Annotated in this window: 14 protein-coding genes and 1 riboswitch; of the genes, 4 read left to right on the forward strand and 10 right to left on the reverse strand. The window is 46.8% G+C overall.

The window, feature by feature from the left end:
* Positions 1-5: 5 nt before the first annotated feature.
* A complete protein-coding gene (locus tag MKA69_RS10245; protein WP_055028550.1) occupies positions 6-1643 on the reverse strand; it encodes a glucan biosynthesis protein G in 1638 nt (545 codons plus the stop codon).
* A gap of 404 nt (positions 1644-2047) precedes the next feature.
* Here MKA69_RS10245 and MKA69_RS10250 point away from each other — a divergent pair, with 404 nt between their 5' ends.
* Positions 2048-3931: a methyl-accepting chemotaxis protein gene (locus MKA69_RS10250; protein WP_305847963.1), complete on the forward strand. Its 1884-nt coding sequence runs from the start codon at positions 2048-2050 to the stop codon at positions 3929-3931.
* Positions 3932-3996: 65 nt separating this feature from the next.
* On the opposite strand, the gene MKA69_RS10255 is transcribed toward MKA69_RS10250, so the two are convergent.
* From MKA69_RS10255 to MKA69_RS10265, 3 genes are all read right to left on the reverse strand, one after another.
* Positions 3997-4698, reverse strand: a complete 702-nt coding sequence (locus MKA69_RS10255) for a 3'-5' exonuclease (RefSeq protein WP_305847964.1) — start codon at positions 4696-4698, stop codon at positions 3997-3999.
* 5 nt (positions 4699-4703) lie between these two features.
* A complete protein-coding gene (locus tag MKA69_RS10260; RefSeq protein WP_305847965.1) occupies positions 4704-6593 on the reverse strand; it encodes a cyclic nucleotide-binding/CBS domain-containing protein in 1890 nt (629 codons plus the stop codon).
* A 202-nt stretch (positions 6594-6795) separates the two neighbouring features.
* Positions 6796-7986 carry an amino acid aminotransferase gene (locus tag MKA69_RS10265; RefSeq protein WP_000462145.1) on the reverse strand — a complete coding sequence of 397 codons (1191 nt, stop codon included), beginning with the start codon at positions 7984-7986 and terminating at the stop codon, positions 6796-6798.
* A 555-nt stretch (positions 7987-8541) separates the two neighbouring features.
* Here MKA69_RS10265 and MKA69_RS10270 point away from each other — a divergent pair.
* Positions 8542-9159: a sugar O-acetyltransferase gene (locus MKA69_RS10270; RefSeq protein WP_305847966.1), complete on the forward strand. Its 618-nt coding sequence runs from the start codon at positions 8542-8544 to the stop codon at positions 9157-9159.
* A gap of 34 nt (positions 9160-9193) precedes the next feature.
* A riboswitch (TPP riboswitch) is annotated at positions 9194-9292 on the forward strand.
* 60 nt (positions 9293-9352) lie between these two features.
* Positions 9353-10195 (forward strand): bifunctional hydroxymethylpyrimidine kinase/phosphomethylpyrimidine kinase, encoded by an 843-nt coding sequence (gene thiD, locus MKA69_RS10275; RefSeq protein WP_305847967.1) that lies wholly within the window; start codon positions 9353-9355, stop codon positions 10193-10195.
* 59 nt (positions 10196-10254) lie between these two features.
* Here thiD and asnS read toward each other — a convergent pair whose 3' ends face one another.
* Together asnS and MKA69_RS10285 are read right to left on the reverse strand one after the other, a co-directional pair.
* Entirely contained in the window at positions 10255-11655 is a 1401-nt protein-coding gene (gene asnS / locus MKA69_RS10280) for an asparagine--tRNA ligase (protein ID WP_095469434.1), read from the reverse strand.
* Between the two features lie 145 nt (positions 11656-11800).
* Entirely contained in the window at positions 11801-13432 is a 1632-nt protein-coding gene (locus MKA69_RS10285; protein WP_305847968.1) for a methyl-accepting chemotaxis protein, read from the reverse strand.
* Between the two features lie 312 nt (positions 13433-13744).
* Here MKA69_RS10285 and queD point away from each other — a divergent pair, with 312 nt between their 5' ends.
* Positions 13745-14107 (forward strand): 6-carboxytetrahydropterin synthase QueD, encoded by a 363-nt coding sequence (queD, locus tag MKA69_RS10290; RefSeq protein ID WP_000845981.1) that lies wholly within the window; start codon positions 13745-13747, stop codon positions 14105-14107.
* 88 nt (positions 14108-14195) lie between these two features.
* On the opposite strand, the gene MKA69_RS10295 is transcribed toward queD, so the two are convergent.
* From MKA69_RS10295 to pabB, 4 genes are all read right to left on the reverse strand, one after another.
* Positions 14196-15557 (reverse strand): L-serine ammonia-lyase, encoded by a 1362-nt coding sequence (locus tag MKA69_RS10295; protein WP_000626425.1) that lies wholly within the window; start codon positions 15555-15557, stop codon positions 14196-14198.
* A gap of 92 nt (positions 15558-15649) precedes the next feature.
* Positions 15650-16903, reverse strand: a complete 1254-nt coding sequence (locus MKA69_RS10300; RefSeq protein ID WP_001098611.1) for a septum formation initiator — start codon at positions 16901-16903, stop codon at positions 15650-15652.
* A 298-nt stretch (positions 16904-17201) separates the two neighbouring features.
* On the reverse strand, positions 17202-17816 hold the full coding sequence (locus tag MKA69_RS10305) for a CoA pyrophosphatase (RefSeq protein ID WP_055064541.1): 615 nt from the start codon (positions 17814-17816) through the stop codon (positions 17202-17204).
* A gap of 180 nt (positions 17817-17996) precedes the next feature.
* Positions 17997-19373: an aminodeoxychorismate synthase component 1 gene (pabB, locus tag MKA69_RS10310; protein WP_305847969.1), complete on the reverse strand. Its 1377-nt coding sequence runs from the start codon at positions 19371-19373 to the stop codon at positions 17997-17999.
* Positions 19374-19477 lie beyond the last annotated feature (104 nt).

Here is a 19477-nt window from a genome sequence, read left to right on the forward strand (position 1 = left end):
GCTTACTACAGGGTCCAGCGGTATAACCAAGTTTCTACTGGACGCGAATCTTGTAAAGTCAGCTCAGCACGTAACTCAGCCAATTCTACTTCACCAGGATCAAATTCAAATGACAGGCGATAGCCATTAGTCGCTGGATTGTCGCGAATAACGACATTGTTAATCACGCCGGCATTTGTGCGCACTTTAGGCTCTGGCATTTGTGCTGGCTTGTCACCTTGTACTTGGTAGTCAATCACAAACAGACGTTTTGGCGTAGGTTTTGCGATGTCCGCACGTCCACTTGCCGTACGGCTAACAATGATTGCTTGTGGATTCTCTTCAGCTTTCGCACCCCAATTCAGGTGATAAGAGAATCGATATTCACTGCCAGCCGCGAGCGGTTGGGCTGGTTTCCAGAAAGCTACGATGTTGTCATGAATTTCTGATTGAGTTGGAATCTCAGTCAATACAACGGCACCCGCCCCCCAGTTACCAACAGGTTCAACCCATAGGCTTGGACGTTTTTCGTAATGTGCTTCCAAATCTTGGTAGTTGGCATAGTCACGTTCACGCTGCATTAAACCAAAGCCTTGAGGAGAGTTATCCATAAAAGCGCTGACTTGAAGAGTGCGAGGATTTGCCAGTGGACGCCATAAACGCTCTCCGCGACCGTTAATCATCAGTAAACCATCTGAGTCATGAACAGAAGGGCGGAAGTCATCGGTTTGTTGACGACCGTTCGGAGAATGCATGTACATACTGGTAGCCGGTGCGAGACCGACTTTTGTAATCTCAACACGAGGGAACAAGACCGATTCGACATCCATTCGAGTGTTTTGTCCTGGACGAATCGAGAAGCGGTAAGCACCAGAAACACTAGGGCTATCAAGCAGAGCATGAACCACAATTAGGTTCGTGTCGTAATTGGGTTTCTCAACCCAAAACGCACGGAAGATTGGAAACTCTTCTCCTGCCGGATCTGCTGTCTTAATCGCTAAACCACGAGCAGAAAGACCGTAAGCATTGCCTTTTCCTAGTGCGCGGAAATAACTGGCGCCTTGGAAGACAAACAATTCATCGAAATAAGAAGCGCTATTGAGAGGGTAGTGCACACGCAAACCGCTATAACCGATATCTTCGGTAGGCAGATTTTGTTGTAACACTTCGCCAGCACTAAACATACTTGGGTCATAGCTCAAGTGTGTGGCTTGGTTTCCTTCAACGAGGGCAATTTCAATCAGATCTTGGAAGAAGAAACCACGGTGGAATAACTGCATTTGATAAGGCAAGCCGTCGGCTTTCCATACTGCGCTATCGGGTTTAAAACGAATATCGCGGTACTCATCATAACTGATGTTCGCCAAGCTTTCTGGCAGAGGATCTTTTAAGGCGATATAAGGCTTTTTCGCTAACTGGCGAGCAAGGCGAACGACCGTGTCGTTATCAAACGCCCCGGTTTTTGCAAAGCGAACCACGCTTTTGGTATCGCCAGTTTTGACTGGCTTAGCGGGTTCAGTATTCACTGATGGAGAAGTTTCTGTGTTTTTAATATCTGTAGCAAAGCCATTATCAGACATCAGTAGAGAAGCCCCAAACAACAGGGAAAAAAGTACAATCAGTTTTTGCGCGTGGCGTTGCACGGCACTGGACACACGAATCATATAAAAATGAACCGATAACAAAGTGGAATACGAAGATTGCTCAAGAGTTTACTGTAATTTTGCTTACCGGACGGTATCGCAGGACATCACAATTCTCATTCAGCGCGAAAGATATCAGAACTGTAAAAAAATGCACAACATATGTTGTTGATAATTGTCTTTATCAGATACTTTCTATTCATAAGCTTATATCCTTTAGTTATATGTGTTTTTGGAATGAAAATCACACTATGGTGGCGATAAAAATTTGGCAGCAGTCAATAGTTTGTTACTAAAAGCCTTATAACATAAATGGTTAAATTTGGTCTGTGATAAGTTGTGAGAAAAAATGACAAAACGAGTGCGAGTTAATCAAATAGTGTTTATTATCGCCGTTCCTTGGTTCCAACCTATTGTTTGACATAATGAAACTCACACTAAAACACAAACTAATTGGTGCAAGTTTATCTGCAGTGGTGGTGATGGCGACGGCATTGACTTGGCTTTCCGCCGGTCAGCTGCAACAGCAGACCAGCAATGCGGTATACACTCGCGCTGACGCTATTTCTTCCACCGCTGCAAAAGGTATTTCTGACTGGATTTCAATTCGTAAATCGATCAGTTCGGCATTTAATTCTCATATCGATGCGCAAGACGTTGTGCCTTATTTACAACAGGCCCGTAATGCGGGGGGCTTCGATGATATTTTCTATGGCACAACGCAAGGAGCTATGTTCCGTTCACACCCTGAGCGTAACCGTGCAGATTACGACCCTCGTACTCGTCCTTGGTATAAAGATGCCGCAAGTGCGGGAAAGCAGATTATTACGACAGCCTATAGTGATGCTATTACTGGGGCTCTTTTAGTCACTATCGCAGAGCCGATTCGCGTAAATGGCAGCATGAGTGGTGTGGTTGGTGCCGATGTGTTGATTGATCAACTGATTGCAGATGTGATCAGCATGGACGCAGGAAAAGAAGCCCAAACAATGTTGATCGATGGTCAAGACGGTTCTTTCCTTGCGCATCCTGATAAATCCCTTTTGCTAAAACCAGTAACAACACTTTCCTCAGCATTGGATATGCGAACCATTGAGCGTGCCGCCAAACAAGGTGAACTAGTGGCGCTTAGCTTAAATGGGGTGGATAAATTTTTCTTCTTTGCTGCTGTGCCAGAAACACCTTGGTACTTTGCGATTCAAATGGATAGCCGGACAGAGTTCGCGGCACATGCTGAATTACTGACGGGTCTTATTACTACCGCATTGCTGATTACTGTGATTGTGGTTGTGATTGTTTCTTGGTTGGTGAGTTTCCTGTTCCGTGATTTAGGTCGTGTATCTAAAGCTCTACAAGAGATTGCGTCGGGAGATGCGGATCTTACCCAACGTTTAGAGCCACGTAGCGATGATGAGGTTGGGCAACTGGCGAGCAACTTTAATACCTTTGTAGGCAATATGCACACGATGGTACTTAAGCTGAGCCAAGTCTCTGCGGCTTTGTCGCAACAAGCGAAAGTCACGGCGGCACAAGCAGAAGAACGCAGTAGCCGCATTCGTTTACAGCAAGATGAAATCAATATGGTTGCCACCGCGATCAATGAGATGGCGGCAGCCACTCAGGAGATTGCCGGAAACGCTGACCATACGGCACAAAATTCCAGTGAAGCGGTCACCGCATGTGTGCATGGCAGTGGTCAAGTGAGTCAAACTCAGCGTTCGATTCAGTCATTGGCCGAAGAAGTTCAAGTCGCGACTGAGGTTATCCAAGAATTGGAAGCCCATGGTCACCAGATCAGCACGATTCTGTCGACCATTCAAAACATTGCTGAGCAAACTAACTTGTTGGCTCTCAATGCGGCGATTGAAGCGGCACGAGCCGGTGAACAAGGTCGTGGGTTTGCTGTCGTTGCGGATGAGGTTCGTGTACTAAGCCAACGCACCCACGCATCAACTAAAGAAATTCAACAAATGATCGAAACGCTACAAGCGACCACTGGTAAAGCGGTGGGCATTATGGATGATAGCCGCCGTTTGGCAGACACCAGCGTTGCAGATGCGAATGAAGCATCGGTCAGCTTGGAGCAAATCCACAAAACAGTAGAGCGCATCAGTGATATGGCAACACAAATTGCGTCTGCGGCAGAAGAACAGGCGTCGGTAACGTCGGAGATTACTCGCAATACGGTGGGTATTCGTGATGTGTCGAACGATCTTGCGCAAGAAGCACATTCTGCCGCTGAGCAAGCGACACAGTTGTCCGAATTGTCACATGAGCTTGAGCAAGAGATCCGTCGCTTCAAACTGTAAGCTGAAGATAGGCGAGACTCAAAAGGAGCGCTTCTGCGCTCCTTTCTTTTTATTACGCATCCGATTTATAGCCAGAGTGATTGTATCTGCGTGTCATGTTGCATGTGGTGTGTATATTGCGCTTGAAACAATTCTGCGGTCGCAATGGCATCGGTTAGTGCATGATGTGGTGAATAGGACGGAAGACCATAGCGCATGCGAGACTGTCCCAATCGTACGGAGGGTATGGCCCGCCCTGTCACACGTTGCCAAAATGAGCGTTGTTGTTGCAGTATGTGACGTTCCACTTCCAGAGTATCGATCAGCGGTAACTCAAGCGCTTCTCCCCAGAGTTGTAGTGTGGCTTGCTGCAGAAACTCTCGTTCGATATGACGAAAATGTACCACGGCGATTTTTCCGCGTAGTGCTCCGATTAATTCCCGTAGTACCTCGTCAGGGGCTTGGGCGCGACTGAGTTCCGAGTGAGTAATACCATGGATCACCACCGATTGTTCAGCAAGAGGTTGGGTTGGCTTGACCAGCCAATAACGAGCCTCTTTAAGTGCGATGCGAGAGGTTGTGAATGGCACTAAACCAACACTCAAGATAGCCTCTTGCTGAGGGTTTAAGCCTGTGGTCTCGAAGTCGAGAGCGACGAGAGGGCATTCGGCAATCGGAGTTGAACCCTCGACGACGGGGTGAGCATAGTAGCGTTGTAGATCTGGCTGTGTGGTCTGTTTAGCTAAATGAGCCAAACGTGCTGGCCAATAAATTGCAGATTGAAACATCGTACTCACTTAAAGTGTTGGTTAGCCTGATAACGGTACTTGAGGTAATTTTGCCCGTTACTGAGGATTTGAAACGCATCTTTTAAGTTTCGCCGTTCAAAGTCGGAGAGATTTTCTGGCTCGATGCTGTTATCGGCTTCTCTCTCTTGCTCCACATCTACTGCTTGATGACGGATACGCACCATCGCAATAAATTCCAATGCATCACGCAGATCTTTACCTTTACCTTGGGGCAGCAACCCTGCATCAATCACATCATCCAGCCGTTCAAAAGAGTTTTTGGCTCGTGACCCAGCGGCGAGTGCATGTACACGGATTAAATCTGCCAATGGTGCTGTCCCTCGGCGTTTCAAATTGATCGAGTTATTGTGGCGGCCATCTTTTTCCATCACAAAGTTTTTGAAAAATCCCAATGGCGGAGTGCGGTTAAGGGCGTTGCGCGCTAAACAGGCCAAAAAGCGTTGATTACGCCTTGCGCGCCGTACAATGAAGCTGGATAGCTGTTCTGCCCATTTGGTGCGACCATATACGCCATCCAGATCGAAAAAAATAGAGGCATTAAGCAGGGCTTGTGGATTCGGATTATCAATCCAATCAGCAAAACAGTTCTCCCACTCTTTGCGAGTCATACGCCATTTTGGATTACTGGCCATGATGTCGCCATCGCAAAGCGGATAGCCGCAACGATCTAATCCATGACACACCCATTCAGCCAATTGGGCGAAATAAGCACCATGCTGCTGAGCGTCGTAGCGATCGTCCAGAATCAAGGCATTATCTTGATCGGTCACAATAAGTTGTTCATCCCGACCCATAGAACCAAATGCTACAAAACAGTATGGCAGCGGTGCTTCGCCTAGCTCTGCTTCACCCAGTTCAATAATGCGTTGTGTGAAAGCGCGGCCAATGGTTGACATGGCTGTACCAATCATGTGGGAATTTGCATCTTCATTGACGAGGCGTACAAAGCTCGCCTTCACTTCGCTTGCGAGCTGGGCTAATTCATCAATACTGGTTTGCTGATAGATACGGCTCACCAAGAGCAAGGAGTTTTGCGATTCATGACGTACGATATCAGTCATATCGATGATGCCTATCGGCTGTTTCTCTCTCAGCACTGGAAGATGATGCACATTATTGCGCAGCATGGTGAGCATGGCCTCATAAACGTAGGCATTGTGATCGAGTGAGATGACCTCATAGGTCATGACTTGCCTGACTGCTTGAGTGATATCGATACCTTGTGCTAAAACACGGCGACAGAGATCTCGCTCAGTAATAATGCCGACGACTGGTGTGGAGTCATCTTCTTCATCATGCAGGATCTGATTATCTAAGATCAGTAACGCCGAAACATTTTCATTTGCCATGCGTAACGCAGCTTGCTGGATCGAAGCATTTTTATCTATGGTTGGGGCTGGGTGAGTTAATAACCGCTTGACTTTGCTGGTGATGAGATCGTTTTGCTCTTTTTGTTTCTTAACCGTTTGGCGTAAACGCACCGATTGTTCGACCTCAACGAAATCGGCGAAGCTGTCGAACTCTTGATGCAGCCGGTGAAAGAGATCTTCTGGAATGCAATATAGCAAGGTATCTTCAATTGCCGAGACCGCGAAGGACACTTGGTTACGAGTTAGTAGTCCCATTTGTCCAAATAGACTGCCTTCAGTCAGCCGGTTATAGAGCTCACCATGACGGCGATAGACTTCGACCGCACCACTACGAATCAAATACAAATCACTAATGGCTTGTTTGTGTCCGATAATGGGCGTGTCTTTACGAAAATAGGCAATTTCAATTTGTTGAGCGATGGTGGGTAACAGATCAGAAGGCAGGGCATCAAAAGGGGGATGCTGTTGCAGAAACTGTTGAATCTCGATTAACTCGGCGTCCATGATGGCTCCTCTCGTTACAAACATCTGTTGCGCGATGTTTTTGGCGGTTTGGGTTGACCATGCTACCTCACTTTACTGTGTGAGGTCTAATCTGAGGGGGGATTGTTTGGGAATTTATAAAGATAGGTCAGACAAAGCGTAACACCCAAAACAAAAAAACCGGCTATTTCAGCCGGTTTTTAGAATGAGCACGGTGGCGAAACTACATCACCGCAGCAATGCCTTTGCACAGTGGCAGCATGTTTGATTTGGTCATGCCGGCAACGCTGATACGGCCTGAGCCTACAATGTAGATACCCAATTCGGATTTCAAACGTGCGACTTGTTCTTTATTTAGACCAGAGAAAGAGAACATGCCGTTTTGGCGCTCGATAAAGCTAAAGTCCGCGTCTACACCCACCTCTTTCAATGTGTTGACGAACAGCACGCGCATCTCTTGAATACGTTCACGCATTTCAGCCACTTCAGCTTCCCATTCAGCACGTAGCGCAGGATTATTGAGAATATAAGTGACCACTGCAGCGCCGTGAGCGGGTGGGTTTGAATAGATAGAGCGGATAATGGCTTTGACTTGTGAGAATGCCGTTTCTGCAACCGCGGTTGAAGGTGCAACCAGAGTGAAAGCACCTACACGCTCGTTGTACAGACCAAAGTTCTTTGAAAATGAGCTGGCAACCAAAATTTCAGAGTTGTATTTGGCAAAAGTACGCAGACCTGCCGCATCCTCTTCCACACCTGTTGCAAAGCCTTGGTAGGCAAAGTCAAACAGAGGAAGCAGACCTTTATCTGCCACCAATTTCGCCAACACTTCCCACTCTTGCTCCGTTGGGTCGATGCCTGTTGGGTTGTGACAACATCCGTGCAGAAGGACCACATCACCTTTCGCTGCTTGCTCTAAATCTGCCAACATAGCAGCAAAGTTTTTGTCTTTGGCTTCGGCATCGTAGTAAGCGTATTGCGTTGTTTCTAAACCAGCCGCGTTGAACACACCATGGTGGTTCGCCCATGTTGGGTTGCTGATCCAAACCTTCACATCACCTAATTGACGTTTAATAAATTCGCCAGCGACACGCAGAGCACCTGTACCACCAGGAGCTTGTGCCGTTTTCGCTAGTTTTTGAGTCACTATGTCAGAATTCGCGCCGAACAACAGTTTTTGTACTGCTAAACCGTACTCCGCAGTCCCTTCAATCGTGAGATAAGATTTGGTTTTCTCTGATTCAAGTAAGGCTGCCTCTGCTTTCTTTACGGTAGCAAGAACAGGGGTTTCTCCCGCTTCATTCTTATAAATACCAACACCGAGGTTAATTTTGTCGGTACGGGGATCTTTTTTGAACTCTTCAGTTAAACCAAGAATTGGGTCTGCGGGGGCGGCAACGACTTTTTCGAACATAAAGCACATCCATGTCAAGTTAGGGGTGGGAAGGAATGATTGAACTCATTAAATTTATCGTATTTATACCTTCCTCGAATTCTTGTGACAACAGTACCTGAAAGAAAATATCGAAAAATTTTTACTTGGCTGAGGAATTGGGAATAGCCGGTCATTTTGTGATGTAAATGCCCCAAGCTTTTCAGCTTAGGGCGATGCCGGTGGTTTGTCTTTAGACTGACCAGATGACAGGGAAGGGGAAAATTCAGCGTGTGTTGGGATTATTACGTATGAAATTTTCAGTCGAGTGGGTTTGCTACTCGCAGCGTGCAATATCTCTCAGAGCTTAGTCTTTAAAATGGGCAGCGATAGCGGTAGATGTTTCTTCAATAGTCAGAAAGGCCTCAATAACCGCAGAAGAACAATGACTATCCGATCTCGCGAGAGTGAGAGTTCTGGATTTTTCATGCTGATCGAATGGATTGTGTTATTTCACTCTCAACCTTTATGCAACGAAGTTTGCCTATTGGAGGGGAGTGTTTATGGTCAGAGTGTTGCACAGACGTAAGGAAGCCCATGAGTCGTGATTTAAGGGATTTTTCAGTTCAGTTACCGATAAACCGAGATTTGATAACCTATCAAACGCAGGTCAAAGAGAAGCTGTATGACTTCAACCATTCGCGTCCTGCACAGCATACTGAGCGGCAAGCGATATTAAATTCGCTATTGGGCTCCGCAAACGGAGTGACGATTGTGCCACCGTTTTTCTGCGATTTAGGGCATAACATCCATTTCAAGTGTGGTGGTTTCTTAAACACTAACGTCACCATTTTGGATATTGCCCCAGTGACGATTGGTGAATATGTGCAGATGGGACCGAATGTGGTGATCAGTACCGTTGGGCATCCACTTGATCTTGCACAGCGTGTGTTACCGATTGCAGCAGGTAACCCGATTGTGATTGAAGATAGCGTGTGGCTTGGCGCGGGCGCGATCGTGCTTGATGGCGTTACCATTGGTGCGCGTAGTGTGATTGGTGCCGGAAGTGTAGTAACCAAAGATATACCGCCGGATTGCGTTGCAGTGGGGAACCCGTGTCGAGTGATTCGCCAAATCGAGCACAGTGAAATGCCTTCTGAAGCGGAATTAGATGAAATGTGGCGCGATCTCGACTTTATTGAAAGTGAGAAATAATCGCTGTCCACCGCATTAAATGCTGTTAAGATGCCACTCATAGTCGGGGAGCCCTAAGGGCTGAGATCGCGCAGCGAGACCCGTTGAACCTGATTCAGTTAGGACTGACGTAGGGAACTATCCTCAACAGCTCGTATTGTCTTACCATTCATCTGCGGTTTGGGATCAGTTCCTGTTTTTCACAGGAGCCTTTATGCCATCAAATTCTTCTCTTCAAACACCGATTGTACTCACCATTGCCGGTTCAGACAGCGGCGGGGGGGCGGGCATTCAAGCCGACATCAAAGCCATTTCCGCAACTGGAAGCTATGCTTGCTCGGTGATTACCGCGATTACTGCGCAAAATACGCAAGGTGTTTCAGCGGTATTTCCTCTACCTCTAGAGATTATTGAGCAGCAATTGGAGGCGATTTTCTGTGATATTCCTGTCTTGGCGGTAAAAATTGGCATGTTGGCGGATGCCCAAATCATCACTCTGGTTGCCAAAAAATTGCGTCAATATCAACCCCAATGGGTTGTGCTCGATCCGGTGATGGTTTCAACCAGCGGGCATCATCTACTCGCAGAAGATGCCGTGATCACCTTAAAAAATGAGCTGTTGCCACTTGCTAGTATCATCACGCCTAATCTACCGGAAGCGGCTGTTTTAGTGGGGATGACAGAGCAAGAATGGCAACAAAATCCACAGCAGGGCATTGCTGCACTAAGTCAGTTAGACGCTCAAGCCGTCTTGCTCAAAGGGGGGCATAATCATCAGCAAAGGGACAGTGATGATTTGCTGATCGAAGCGAACGATATCTGCCCTTTCCACGCGCCACGCATTGCCACCCAAAACACACATGGTACGGGGTGTTCACTCTCATCGGCGATCGCCTCCTATCTTGCGCAAGGTTATGCGTTGAAAGAGGCGGTTGAGAAAGCAAAGCAGTATATCCATCAGGCGATCTTGCATGCTGATCAACTCAAAATTGGCCAAGGGTATGGTCCGATTCACCATTTTTATCGGCTGCAAATGGATAAACGCCAAGAACAGTGAATTTGGGGTATAAAAAAACCGTCTCGTAGGTGACGGTTTTTACATTCAACAGAGCGGAATTAGAAGCTTGCGCTGCGAGGTGTACGTGGGAATGGGATCACATCACGCACGTTGCCCATACCTGTAACGTAGGATACAAGGCGCTCGAAGCCCAGACCAAAGCCCGCATGTGGCACGGTGCCGTAACGGCGCAGGTCGCGATACCAATCCATGTGCTCAGGGTCGATACCAAATTCACGCATACGTGCATCGAGAACATCCAAACGCTCTTCACGTTGTGAACCACCAATGATTTCACCAATGCCCGGAGCTAATACGTCCATCGCCGCAACAGTTTTGCCATCTTCGTTCATACGCATGTAGAACGCTTTGATGTCTTTTGGATAGTTCTTCACGATAACCGGTGCTTTGAAGTGTTCTTCAGCAAGGAAACGCTCGTGCTCAGAAGCCAAGTCGATACCCCACTCAACTGGGAACTCAAACGTTTTGCCACAGTTTTTCAGAATTTCGATCGCATCGGTGTAATCCACTTGTGCGAAATCTGAATCTACAAACTGTTCAAGACGGGCAATCACTTCGTTGTTGATACGATCGTTAAAGAACTCAAGATCGTCACGACGCTCAGCCAGTACCGCTTTGAACACATACTTCAGCATGTCTTCAGCCAGTTTTGCTACGGTGTTCAGATCCGCGAATGCGACTTCAGGTTCAACCATCCAGAATTCCGCCAAGTGACGGCTGGTATTTGAGTTTTCAGCACGGAACGTTGGGCCGAAAGTGTACACTTTGCTGATCGCGCAAGCATACGCTTCCGCGTTGAGCTGGCCTGATACCGTAAGGAATGTTTCTTTACCAAAGAAGTCTTGGTTGTAATCCACTTTGCCTGCGTCAGTGCGTGGCAGGTTTTCCATATCCAGCGTTGAAACGCGGAACATTTCACCTGCGCCTTCTGCATCAGAAGCGGTGATAAGAGGTGCTGAAACCCAGAAGTAACCTTGTTCATGGTAGAAACGGTGAATCGCTTGTGCCAAACAGTTACGAACACGTGCAACGGCACCGATCACGTTAGTACGTGGACGCAGGTGAGCCACTTCACGCAGATATTCGATAGAATGACGAGTTTTCGCCATTGGGTAAGTGTCGGCATCTTCAACCCAACCCACCACTTTTACCGCAGTTGCAGCCAGTTCAAACGCTTGACCAGATGCTGGAGACTCAACAATGGTACCCGTTACTTCAACAGAGCAACCTGTCGTTAGCTTCAGGATTTCATTGTCGTAATTATTCAGATTATTAGGAACCACGGCCTGAATCGGGTTGAAACAAGAGCCGTCATAGATGGCAAGAAACGAAATTCCAGCTTTGGAATCACGACGTGTGCGAACCCAGCCGCGAACAGTGACTTCACTGTCTACTGCGAGCTTGCCGCTTAGTACGTCATTTACAGGCGCGTAAGTCATGTTTATTACAGTCTCCGTTGAGATAAAAGACACCCCAATGTCATTTGCAGCAATCGTTGCGCAAAAAATAGACGAAACATTGGGTTGTAGAGAGTTTTACAGATTCAACGGAACATATTACCTGTCAATTTGCCAGCTTCAACCTTTAATGTGGTTTCCGCGCAGAATTCTTGCTAATCAAAGTAAATTGATTGAGCAGTGACTCCAATTGCTGCGACAAATGTTCAAGATCGATACTGATCTCACGCGTTTCGCTGGCTGAATGGGAAGTGTCATCGGCATGATGAGTAATCACGTCCACTTTATTTTGAATTTCATGGCTGACTTCTGTCGTGCGCTTGGTTTGTTCTTGAATCCCCATCGCGTGATTGAGCACTTGTTGCATTTCAGTGACCACATTGGTCATGACTTTAGAGAGTTCTTCAATTTCTGTTGAACGTTGGTGAGCATGCGAACACACCGTATCAACCGAATTGAGAGAGGCTTGGCTATCACGTTGGAAGCCGGAAATAATGTTTTCAATGTTGCCAGTCGCCTCCGCTGTGCGTGATGCTAAATGGCGGACTTCATCGGCAACCACAGCAAAACCTCGGCCTTGCTCGCCTGCGCGGGCCGCTTCAATGGCTGCATTCAGAGCCAGTAGGTTAGTTTGTTCGGCAATGCCTTTAATGACGCCAAGGATGGAGGAGACTTGGGTTGTTTGATTGTTCAAGTCCACAATACGTTGTTTAACCGATTCAATATCGCCCACCAGATTTTTAATATCTTCACTCGCGACATGAGCTTGTTTGGCACTTTGCTGAACAATGTTAGTGGTGTGATTGACCAATTTAGAGGCTTCTTCGGTGGCAAATTCGACTTGCTGCTGTTTGGCTTGCATGTCGGTAATGTTGAGTTGTACTTCAGAGGTTTCTTTTTGCTGATTATTGGCTGCCTGATCGGTGACTTGCGCCACATTCGTGAGCTTTTTAGCCGAGTCAGCAACGGAATGGGACGTTTCTTGCACTTGTTGCAAGCTGTCTGACACGGTATCCATCAGTGAGTTGATAGATACCGCGAGTTGCCCGAGTTCATCTTTTCGGTCATTAGCTAAACGATGAGACAGATCTTTACTCTTACTCACATCACACATGAATGTGGAGATTTTTTGTAGCGGCAGGATAAGAATACGGCGCATAAAAAACAGGGTGACCATAAAGCCGAACAAGGCGATTACCGACATAATACTTATGCCAATGAGTGTTCGGTGGTTGACCATCTGGGTTAAATGATTAAGGTTAAACTCAAGGCGGATCACCCCAAGCACTTCACCTTCCGGAGCCATGTGGCAAGCCACACAGTTCGTTCCGCGATAGTTCTCACTGGATTTCATGGGCAAAGCTACCACGATCCCATTCCCCCAATCGCCAGAATAAGGTTCGATTACCGTTTCACCGGCGAGGGCGCGTTGATCGATGGCATCTTGTGGCTTTTGCTCTGGCATTCCTGGGCCATAAAGTTTGTTCACAGTTTCTGCGCGGATCACCCTGACTTGTTCGATGCCATCTTGAGCCAAGGCTTTTTGGCGCAAGGTTTCCTTTTGCGCCATGGTGCCAGTGAGCATCATCATGTTCAAACTATCAAAGTAGTTACTGGCTTTATCGTGTAGTTGCTCACTTAACACGGAATGAATGAGATCTTTTTGCTGCCAATATTGGTAGGAGGTTGAGCCTGCCAAAACTAAGGCAAACACGGTAATTAATGTCAGCAGCAATTTACTAAGAATGGATGAGTTCATGATAGTTTTGTAATTATAAGTGACCCCGATTTATGTAAATATAGCGTTAATTCGCTAGGTGACAAACGTAGACCAATTGTTAGTGTGACCTTAACCAAAGTGTGAGTTTAAATATGAGGGATAACGCATACTCTTTTGTGATGGTTCAACATATTAAGCTGCTGATTATCACCTAGTGCATTGATTGATCAGGGATGTTTTTAGGCGATGTACGTGAGAGGGGCGGTTGGCCAGAATTATGTTTTGAATAGCCTTGTCTCAACGCGGGAGATTTCTTAGTATTGCGGCTCTTTTAATGCCCCGAGAATGATGATGAAAACAGAATTATACAAAGAGTTTATGTTTGAGGCTGCTCACCACTTACCGCACGTGCCTGCTGGACATAAATGTGGACGCTTGCATGGCCACTCTTTCTTAGTTCGTCTGTACGTTGAAGGTGAAGTGAACCCTCATACCGGTTGGGTGGTTGACTTTGCTGAAATTAAAGCGGCATTCAAACCGATTTATGATCGCCTTGATCACTATTATCTGAACGATATTGAAGGGTTAGAAAACCCAACCAGCGAAGTGTTGGCAAAATGGATTTGGCAACAGCTTAAACCCAGTCTACCGCTGCTGAGCAAAGTCGAGATCAAAGAAACTTGCACGGCAGGTTGTATTTATCGCGGTGAATAGCGCATTAATGTGAGATTTAATCTGATCATGCCAAGCATAAAAAACGCCCAGATATCTGGGCGTTTTTGTAACCGCAAAAAGGTTCTGATTAACAGATCACTTTGATTGCCAAGCCACCTTGTGACGTTTCACGGTACTTAGCATTCATGTCCTTGCCGGTTTCCAGCATGGTTTCAATCACTTTATCCAGTGAAACTCGTGGGGCAGAAGAACGACGCAGCGCCATACGCGTTGAGTTGATCGCTTTCACTGCTGCAATGCCGTTACGCTCGATACATGGCACCTGTACTTGTCCTGCAACTGGGTCACAAGTCAAACCAAGGTTATGTTCCATCGCGATTTCAGCCGCCATACAGACTTGCTCTGGGCTACCGCCTAACAGCTCAGCAAGACCCGCAGCAGCCATAGAACAAGCTACACCCACTTCACCTTGACAGCCCACTTCTGCACCTGAGATAGAGGCATTACGCTTGTACAAACCACCAATCGCGCCAGAAGCAGCGAAGTAACGGATGTAGTCTTTCTCAGTTACGGTTTGGATGAATTTGTCGTAGTAGGCGAGTACCGCAGGGATAATGCCACACGCACCGTTAGTCGGTGCAGTAACTACACGGCCACCAGCTGCGTTCTCTTCGTTAACCGCAAACGCATACATGTTTACCCAGTCAACCACTGCCATAGGGTCGTTAGTGGTTTTTTCTGAAGTCAGCAGTTGTTGACGCAGTGCTGCTGCGCGGCGTGGTACACGCAAAGGCCCAGGCAGGATACCTTCGGTATTCATACCGCGTTCCATACACTCACGCATGGTACGCCAAATGTTGGCGAAATAGGTGCGTACTTCTTCATCTGAGTGCATGGCTTTTTCGTTCGCCATCACCAGTGTGCTGATCGAAAGACCACTTTCTTTACACTGGTTCAGCAGCTCTTCAGCAGAGCGGAAAACATAAGGCACTTGAATAAGAGATTCGCTCTCTTTACCAAAGTGTTCCTCATCAACGATGAAACCACCGCCGATAGAGTAGTAAGTTTTGCTGAAGATTTTTTCGTCATTGATCCATGCGTGAATCTGCATGCCGTTTTCGTGCAGTGCCAGATTAGTGCGGTGGAAGTTCATGCCACCTTCACGAGGGAATGAGACGGTATGACAGTGCATACCAACAGGAAGACGTTCTGTTTCTTCTACACGAGCAATAAAGCCCGGAATTGAGTCGATATCCACTTTCTCTGGCGTGTTGCCTGCCAGACCCATGATGATAGCGATATCCGTGTGGTGACCTTTCCCTGTCAGTGATAGCGATCCATAAACGTCCACGGTGATTTTAGTGACGTCGCGCAATTTTCCCATTGAGCGTAGTTCGTCAATAAATTCTTTACCCGCTTTCATCGGTCCAACCGTGTGTGAGCTCGAAGGACCAACACCGATTTTATAGATGTCAAATACACTAATCATTTTGAATGCCTCAAAACTAAGCCCCCCTAGGAGTAGGGAGGCTTTTTGTATTGTTATATTTTGTGTTTTAAGCTCATACGCAAAGGTAGAGATTAAAGAGCGCCGTAGATTACAGAACTAATCGCAGCCAAGCCACAAATAACTGTAAAAATCTGTACAGGTGCTGAAGTCTTGAACTTCGCCATTGCAGGCACTTTGTGCATTGCAAATACAGGCAGCAGGAACAAGATTGCGGCAATCATTGGTGCGCCCATGGTTTCGATCATGCCAAGGATACTTGGGTTAACAATCGCAACAATCCAAGTGGTGATGACGATGAAACCCAGAGAGATTTTTTCAATCTTGCTGATTTGCATATCGCTGCGAGATTTCACTAGACCAACCAGACCCTCATGTGCACCAAGGAAGTGACCGAAGTAGCTTGAAGTGATCGCTGCAAATGCCACGATTGGACCTAAGTAAGAGATGATTGGAGAGGCGTGTTCGTTCGCGAGGTAAGACAGAACTGAGATGTTTTGCTCTTTCGCCATAGCCAACTCTTCAGGAGACAGTGACAGTACCACAGAGAATACGAAGAACATCACGAAACCCATCAGCATCATAGCTGCGCCGCCAGTGATCATGTCAGTTTTCTTCACTGCGTTGTCACCAAATTGTTGGCGCTGCTCTTTAGAGAACTGAGAAATGATTGGGCTGTGGTTGAAAGAGAACACGATGATTGGAATAGCAAGCCATACGATGTTTGGCATTGCAGACCAGTCAGGTGCAACTTCGATCATTGAAGTGTTCCAATCTGGGATCAGGTAGAAAGACAGTGCCAGCAGGATGAATACCAGTGGGTAAACCATGGCAGAAGTGGCTTTCAGCATCAGCTCCTTACCAAATACCACACCTGCAGTCATCGCGATAATCAGCGCGCCAGAGAGCAACCAGCGAGGAATAGATTCCATGCCGATTTGGTTAACGAGGAAAGAGTCTACCGTGTTGGTGATACCCACGCCGTAAATCAGCACGATAGGGTAGATGGCGAAAAAGTAAGCAAAAGTAATAAGGTTAGCGCCAGCTTTACCAAAGTGCTCTTCAACGGTATCGGTAATGTCTGCATCAGGATTTTTTGCAGATAAAACGAAACGAGCCAAAGATTTATGAGCAAACCAAGTCATTGGTGCTGCGATTAACGCGAGGATAACTAATGGCCAGAAACCACCTGCACCAGCTTTAATCGGTAGGAAGAGTACACCTGCACCAACCGCTGTACCAAAAAGGGACAGAGCCCAGGTGAAATCTTTGTAGGTCCACTTGCTAGCAGAACGTGCTGTAGAAGTAGCCGCTGTTGTAGTATTCATATGTTTTTACTCATTTTGGGAACAGGAAATAAGTCGGAGCGCATTTTTGCACATTTTTCACATAAGAAAACTAGATCTAAATCATGATTGGCTGTGCTTATTGAAACTTCTGTCAAAAACCTATTTTTGATCACGAAATTGGCGTGCCACATGTGAGAATTGTTAATGGGTTGGATTAGTTAAAGTTATCACTGAGTGAAAATTTCTCAGTGAATGAGCTGGCAAACGTTTGCATTGCTTTTGGATTAGTTTTTCTAATCAAGCTTGATTGTTAAGAAATGCTAGCTTAAAAACAAACTCAAACTAACTCATTGTAATTAATAAGTTGTTTTTGGAGGGATTGAATGATTTGTGCAGTCATACCCCATATAAAATGTTGTTTATAGGGGATGGCGAACACTCTATGGCGATGATTTTTTAACTGAAACGTACCGCTGTAGAGCTTTTTTTGATCGAGCAAAAAAGTGATCGGCACTTCAAAAACTTCATCGACCTCGTTGCGATCGAGCTGAACTTGGTAGTCGGATTCAACAAAAGCCAAAATCGGTGTCACCGCAAATTGGCTAACGGTGACCAATTCCGGCAGTTGCCCAACAATATGGATTTTCTCTTCAAGGATGCCGATCTCTTCCCGCGCTTCACGTTTTGCGGTTTGTTGGAGTGAACGGTCGCCCTCTTCATATTTTCCGCCGGGAAAGCTGATCTGCCCAGGGTGATGCCTTAAATGTGCGGCTCGCTTTGTTAAAATGATGTGCAACCCTTGTTGGCGTTCTACTAAGCCAATCAACACAGAGGCTTTACGTAGTGTGGCAGGAGCCAAATGCGCGACGCGCAGTAAACTTTCATGATGGTATGCGACGGGTAAATGAAATTGAAACTGTTGAATAAACTCGTGACGACTGATTGTTCGCAAAATTGACCTCTATACCGTAGTTAGCGTACAACACAAGTTATAGCGTGTTTCAAAACAACGCGCTGTCGGTTACAGCACATTTGCTAGATGCTACTTGAAGCAGCTGGCAGGAAGGGGATGGTTTGAGAGGAAAACCGCCAGCGGGCATAGGCGGCGCTGGCGGTAGTTCAAAATGACGGATTAGGATTCTAAAGTCGGAAGAATTCGGCTTAACTTATCCAGTGTTTCTTGATATTCCGCCGCTCCCTCACTGTCTGCGACTAAACCGCCTCCCGCCCAAGCATAAAGTTGCTGCTGATAGGCAATCAAAGTACGAATAGTGATGCTGGTGTCCATTGTTCCATGGCGGCTGAGGTAACCAATTGAACCGCAATAGGCACTACGTCGATGAGGTTCAAGTTCTTCAATAATTTCCATCGCGCGAACTTTGGGCGCGCCAGTAATGGAGCCGCCGGGGAAACATGCACGTAGCAGGTCGGCCAATTCATAGCGTTCATCGAGGGTTGCGCGAATCGTGCTCACCAGATGGTGCACGGCGGGAAAGCTTTCCACATCAAACAATTTAGGCACATGCACGCTGCCCGGTTTCGCTACGCGACCAATATCATTGCGTAGTAGGTCAACAATCATCAGATTTTCGGCCTGATCTTTTTCTGCGTTGGCCAGCTCCTGCTTGAGTGCAGAATCTTGCGTGTGATCAGCGCTACGCGGGCGAGTGCCTTTGATCGGTTTGGTTTCAATAACGCGGTTCGCGACTTGCAGAAAACGTTCAGGAGAAACGCTCAAAATAGCCCCCTGCGGCAGGCGCAAAAACGCAGAGAAGGGGGCTTGGTTACCCGTTTCTAGCTTCAAATACGCTTGCCATTCACTGCCGGTGTAATGAGCTTGGAAACGCTGCGCGAGGTTGATTTGATAGCAGTCGCCAGAGCGTAAATACTCCTGCACGCGGACAAATTTATCTTGATATGCGGCATACGTCATATTGGATCGCCAAGGCGACGTGAGAGCAAAGTCAGTCACTTTGCTTGGCATTTCTGCCTCTTGTTGGTTTAACCAATGCCAAGCTTCCTCAACACGGTGTCCCACTAGCTGCGCGGTCTGTTCTTGATGATCCACCACCAATGCCCAAGGATAAAGGCCGACAGCCATATCCGGCATCGCAATATCTTGCTCGGCTAAGGTCGGGATTTGTTCAACTTGGCGTCCGAGATCATAAGCAAAATACCCTAAAGTCCCACCGATAAATGGTAGATCTTGATGATAAGTTATCTTCGGGAGGTACTGTTCTTGCGTTTGCGCCAAGAGCTGGAAGGGATCATCTCGTGACAATGTCACGCTATCGGTGGTGCGAATTTCGGTTTCATTACCGAAGGTGGTAAGGGTTGCTAAAGGATTGGCAACCAGAATATCAAAGCGGCTATCCATATGAGTGGCAGAGGCCGAGCGTAGCAGCATCGCCCACGGTTGCTGTTCAATCTTAGAAAAAAATTGTTTAGCAATATCAGGGTGATAAGTTAGATGTTTATGTTCAATTGACAAGGTTTGGTTGTTATTCATTTGTGTAATTTGTGACAGAGAAACCGTTCATTGCGTAGCATCGCGAGGAAAGCAAGAGTATCATAAAAACCTCATACAAAGCTGCTACTTAAAGAGTGAGAGCT

Source organism: Vibrio sp. AH4 (assembly GCF_030710545.1).
Classification (GTDB): domain Bacteria; phylum Pseudomonadota; class Gammaproteobacteria; order Enterobacterales; family Vibrionaceae; genus Vibrio; species Vibrio metoecus.

Bases quoted from the DNA above. Each gene is read 5' to 3' on its own strand.
- MKA69_RS10260 (WP_305847965.1), bottom strand. From the start codon at position 6,593: ATGGACGCCGAGTTAATCGAGATTCAACAGTTTCTGCAACAGCATCCC.
- MKA69_RS10270 (WP_305847966.1), top strand. From the start codon at position 8,542: ATGAGTCGTGATTTAAGGGATTTTTCAGTTCAGTTACCGATAAACCGA.
- MKA69_RS10255 (WP_305847964.1), bottom strand. From the start codon at position 4,698: ATGTTTCAATCTGCAATTTATTGGCCAGCACGTTTGGCTCATTTAGCT.
- MKA69_RS10295 (WP_000626425.1), bottom strand. From the start codon at position 15,557: ATGATTAGTGTATTTGACATCTATAAAATCGGTGTTGGTCCTTCGAGC.
- asnS (WP_095469434.1), bottom strand. From the start codon at position 11,655: ATGACTTACGCGCCTGTAAATGACGTACTAAGCGGCAAGCTCGCAGTA.
- MKA69_RS10285 (WP_305847968.1), bottom strand. From the start codon at position 13,432: ATGAACTCATCCATTCTTAGTAAATTGCTGCTGACATTAATTACCGTG.
- MKA69_RS10245 (WP_055028550.1), bottom strand. From the start codon at position 1,643: ATGATTCGTGTGTCCAGTGCCGTGCAACGCCACGCGCAAAAACTGATT.
- MKA69_RS10300 (WP_001098611.1), bottom strand. From the start codon at position 16,903: ATGAATACTACAACAGCGGCTACTTCTACAGCACGTTCTGCTAGCAAG.
- MKA69_RS10265 (WP_000462145.1), bottom strand. From the start codon at position 7,986: ATGTTCGAAAAAGTCGTTGCCGCCCCCGCAGACCCAATTCTTGGTTTA.
- pabB (WP_305847969.1), bottom strand. From the start codon at position 19,373: ATGAATAACAACCAAACCTTGTCAATTGAACATAAACATCTAACTTAT.
- MKA69_RS10250 (WP_305847963.1), top strand. From the start codon at position 2,048: ATGAAACTCACACTAAAACACAAACTAATTGGTGCAAGTTTATCTGCA.
- thiD (WP_305847967.1), top strand. From the start codon at position 9,353: ATGCCATCAAATTCTTCTCTTCAAACACCGATTGTACTCACCATTGCC.
- queD (WP_000845981.1), top strand. From the start codon at position 13,745: ATGAAAACAGAATTATACAAAGAGTTTATGTTTGAGGCTGCTCACCAC.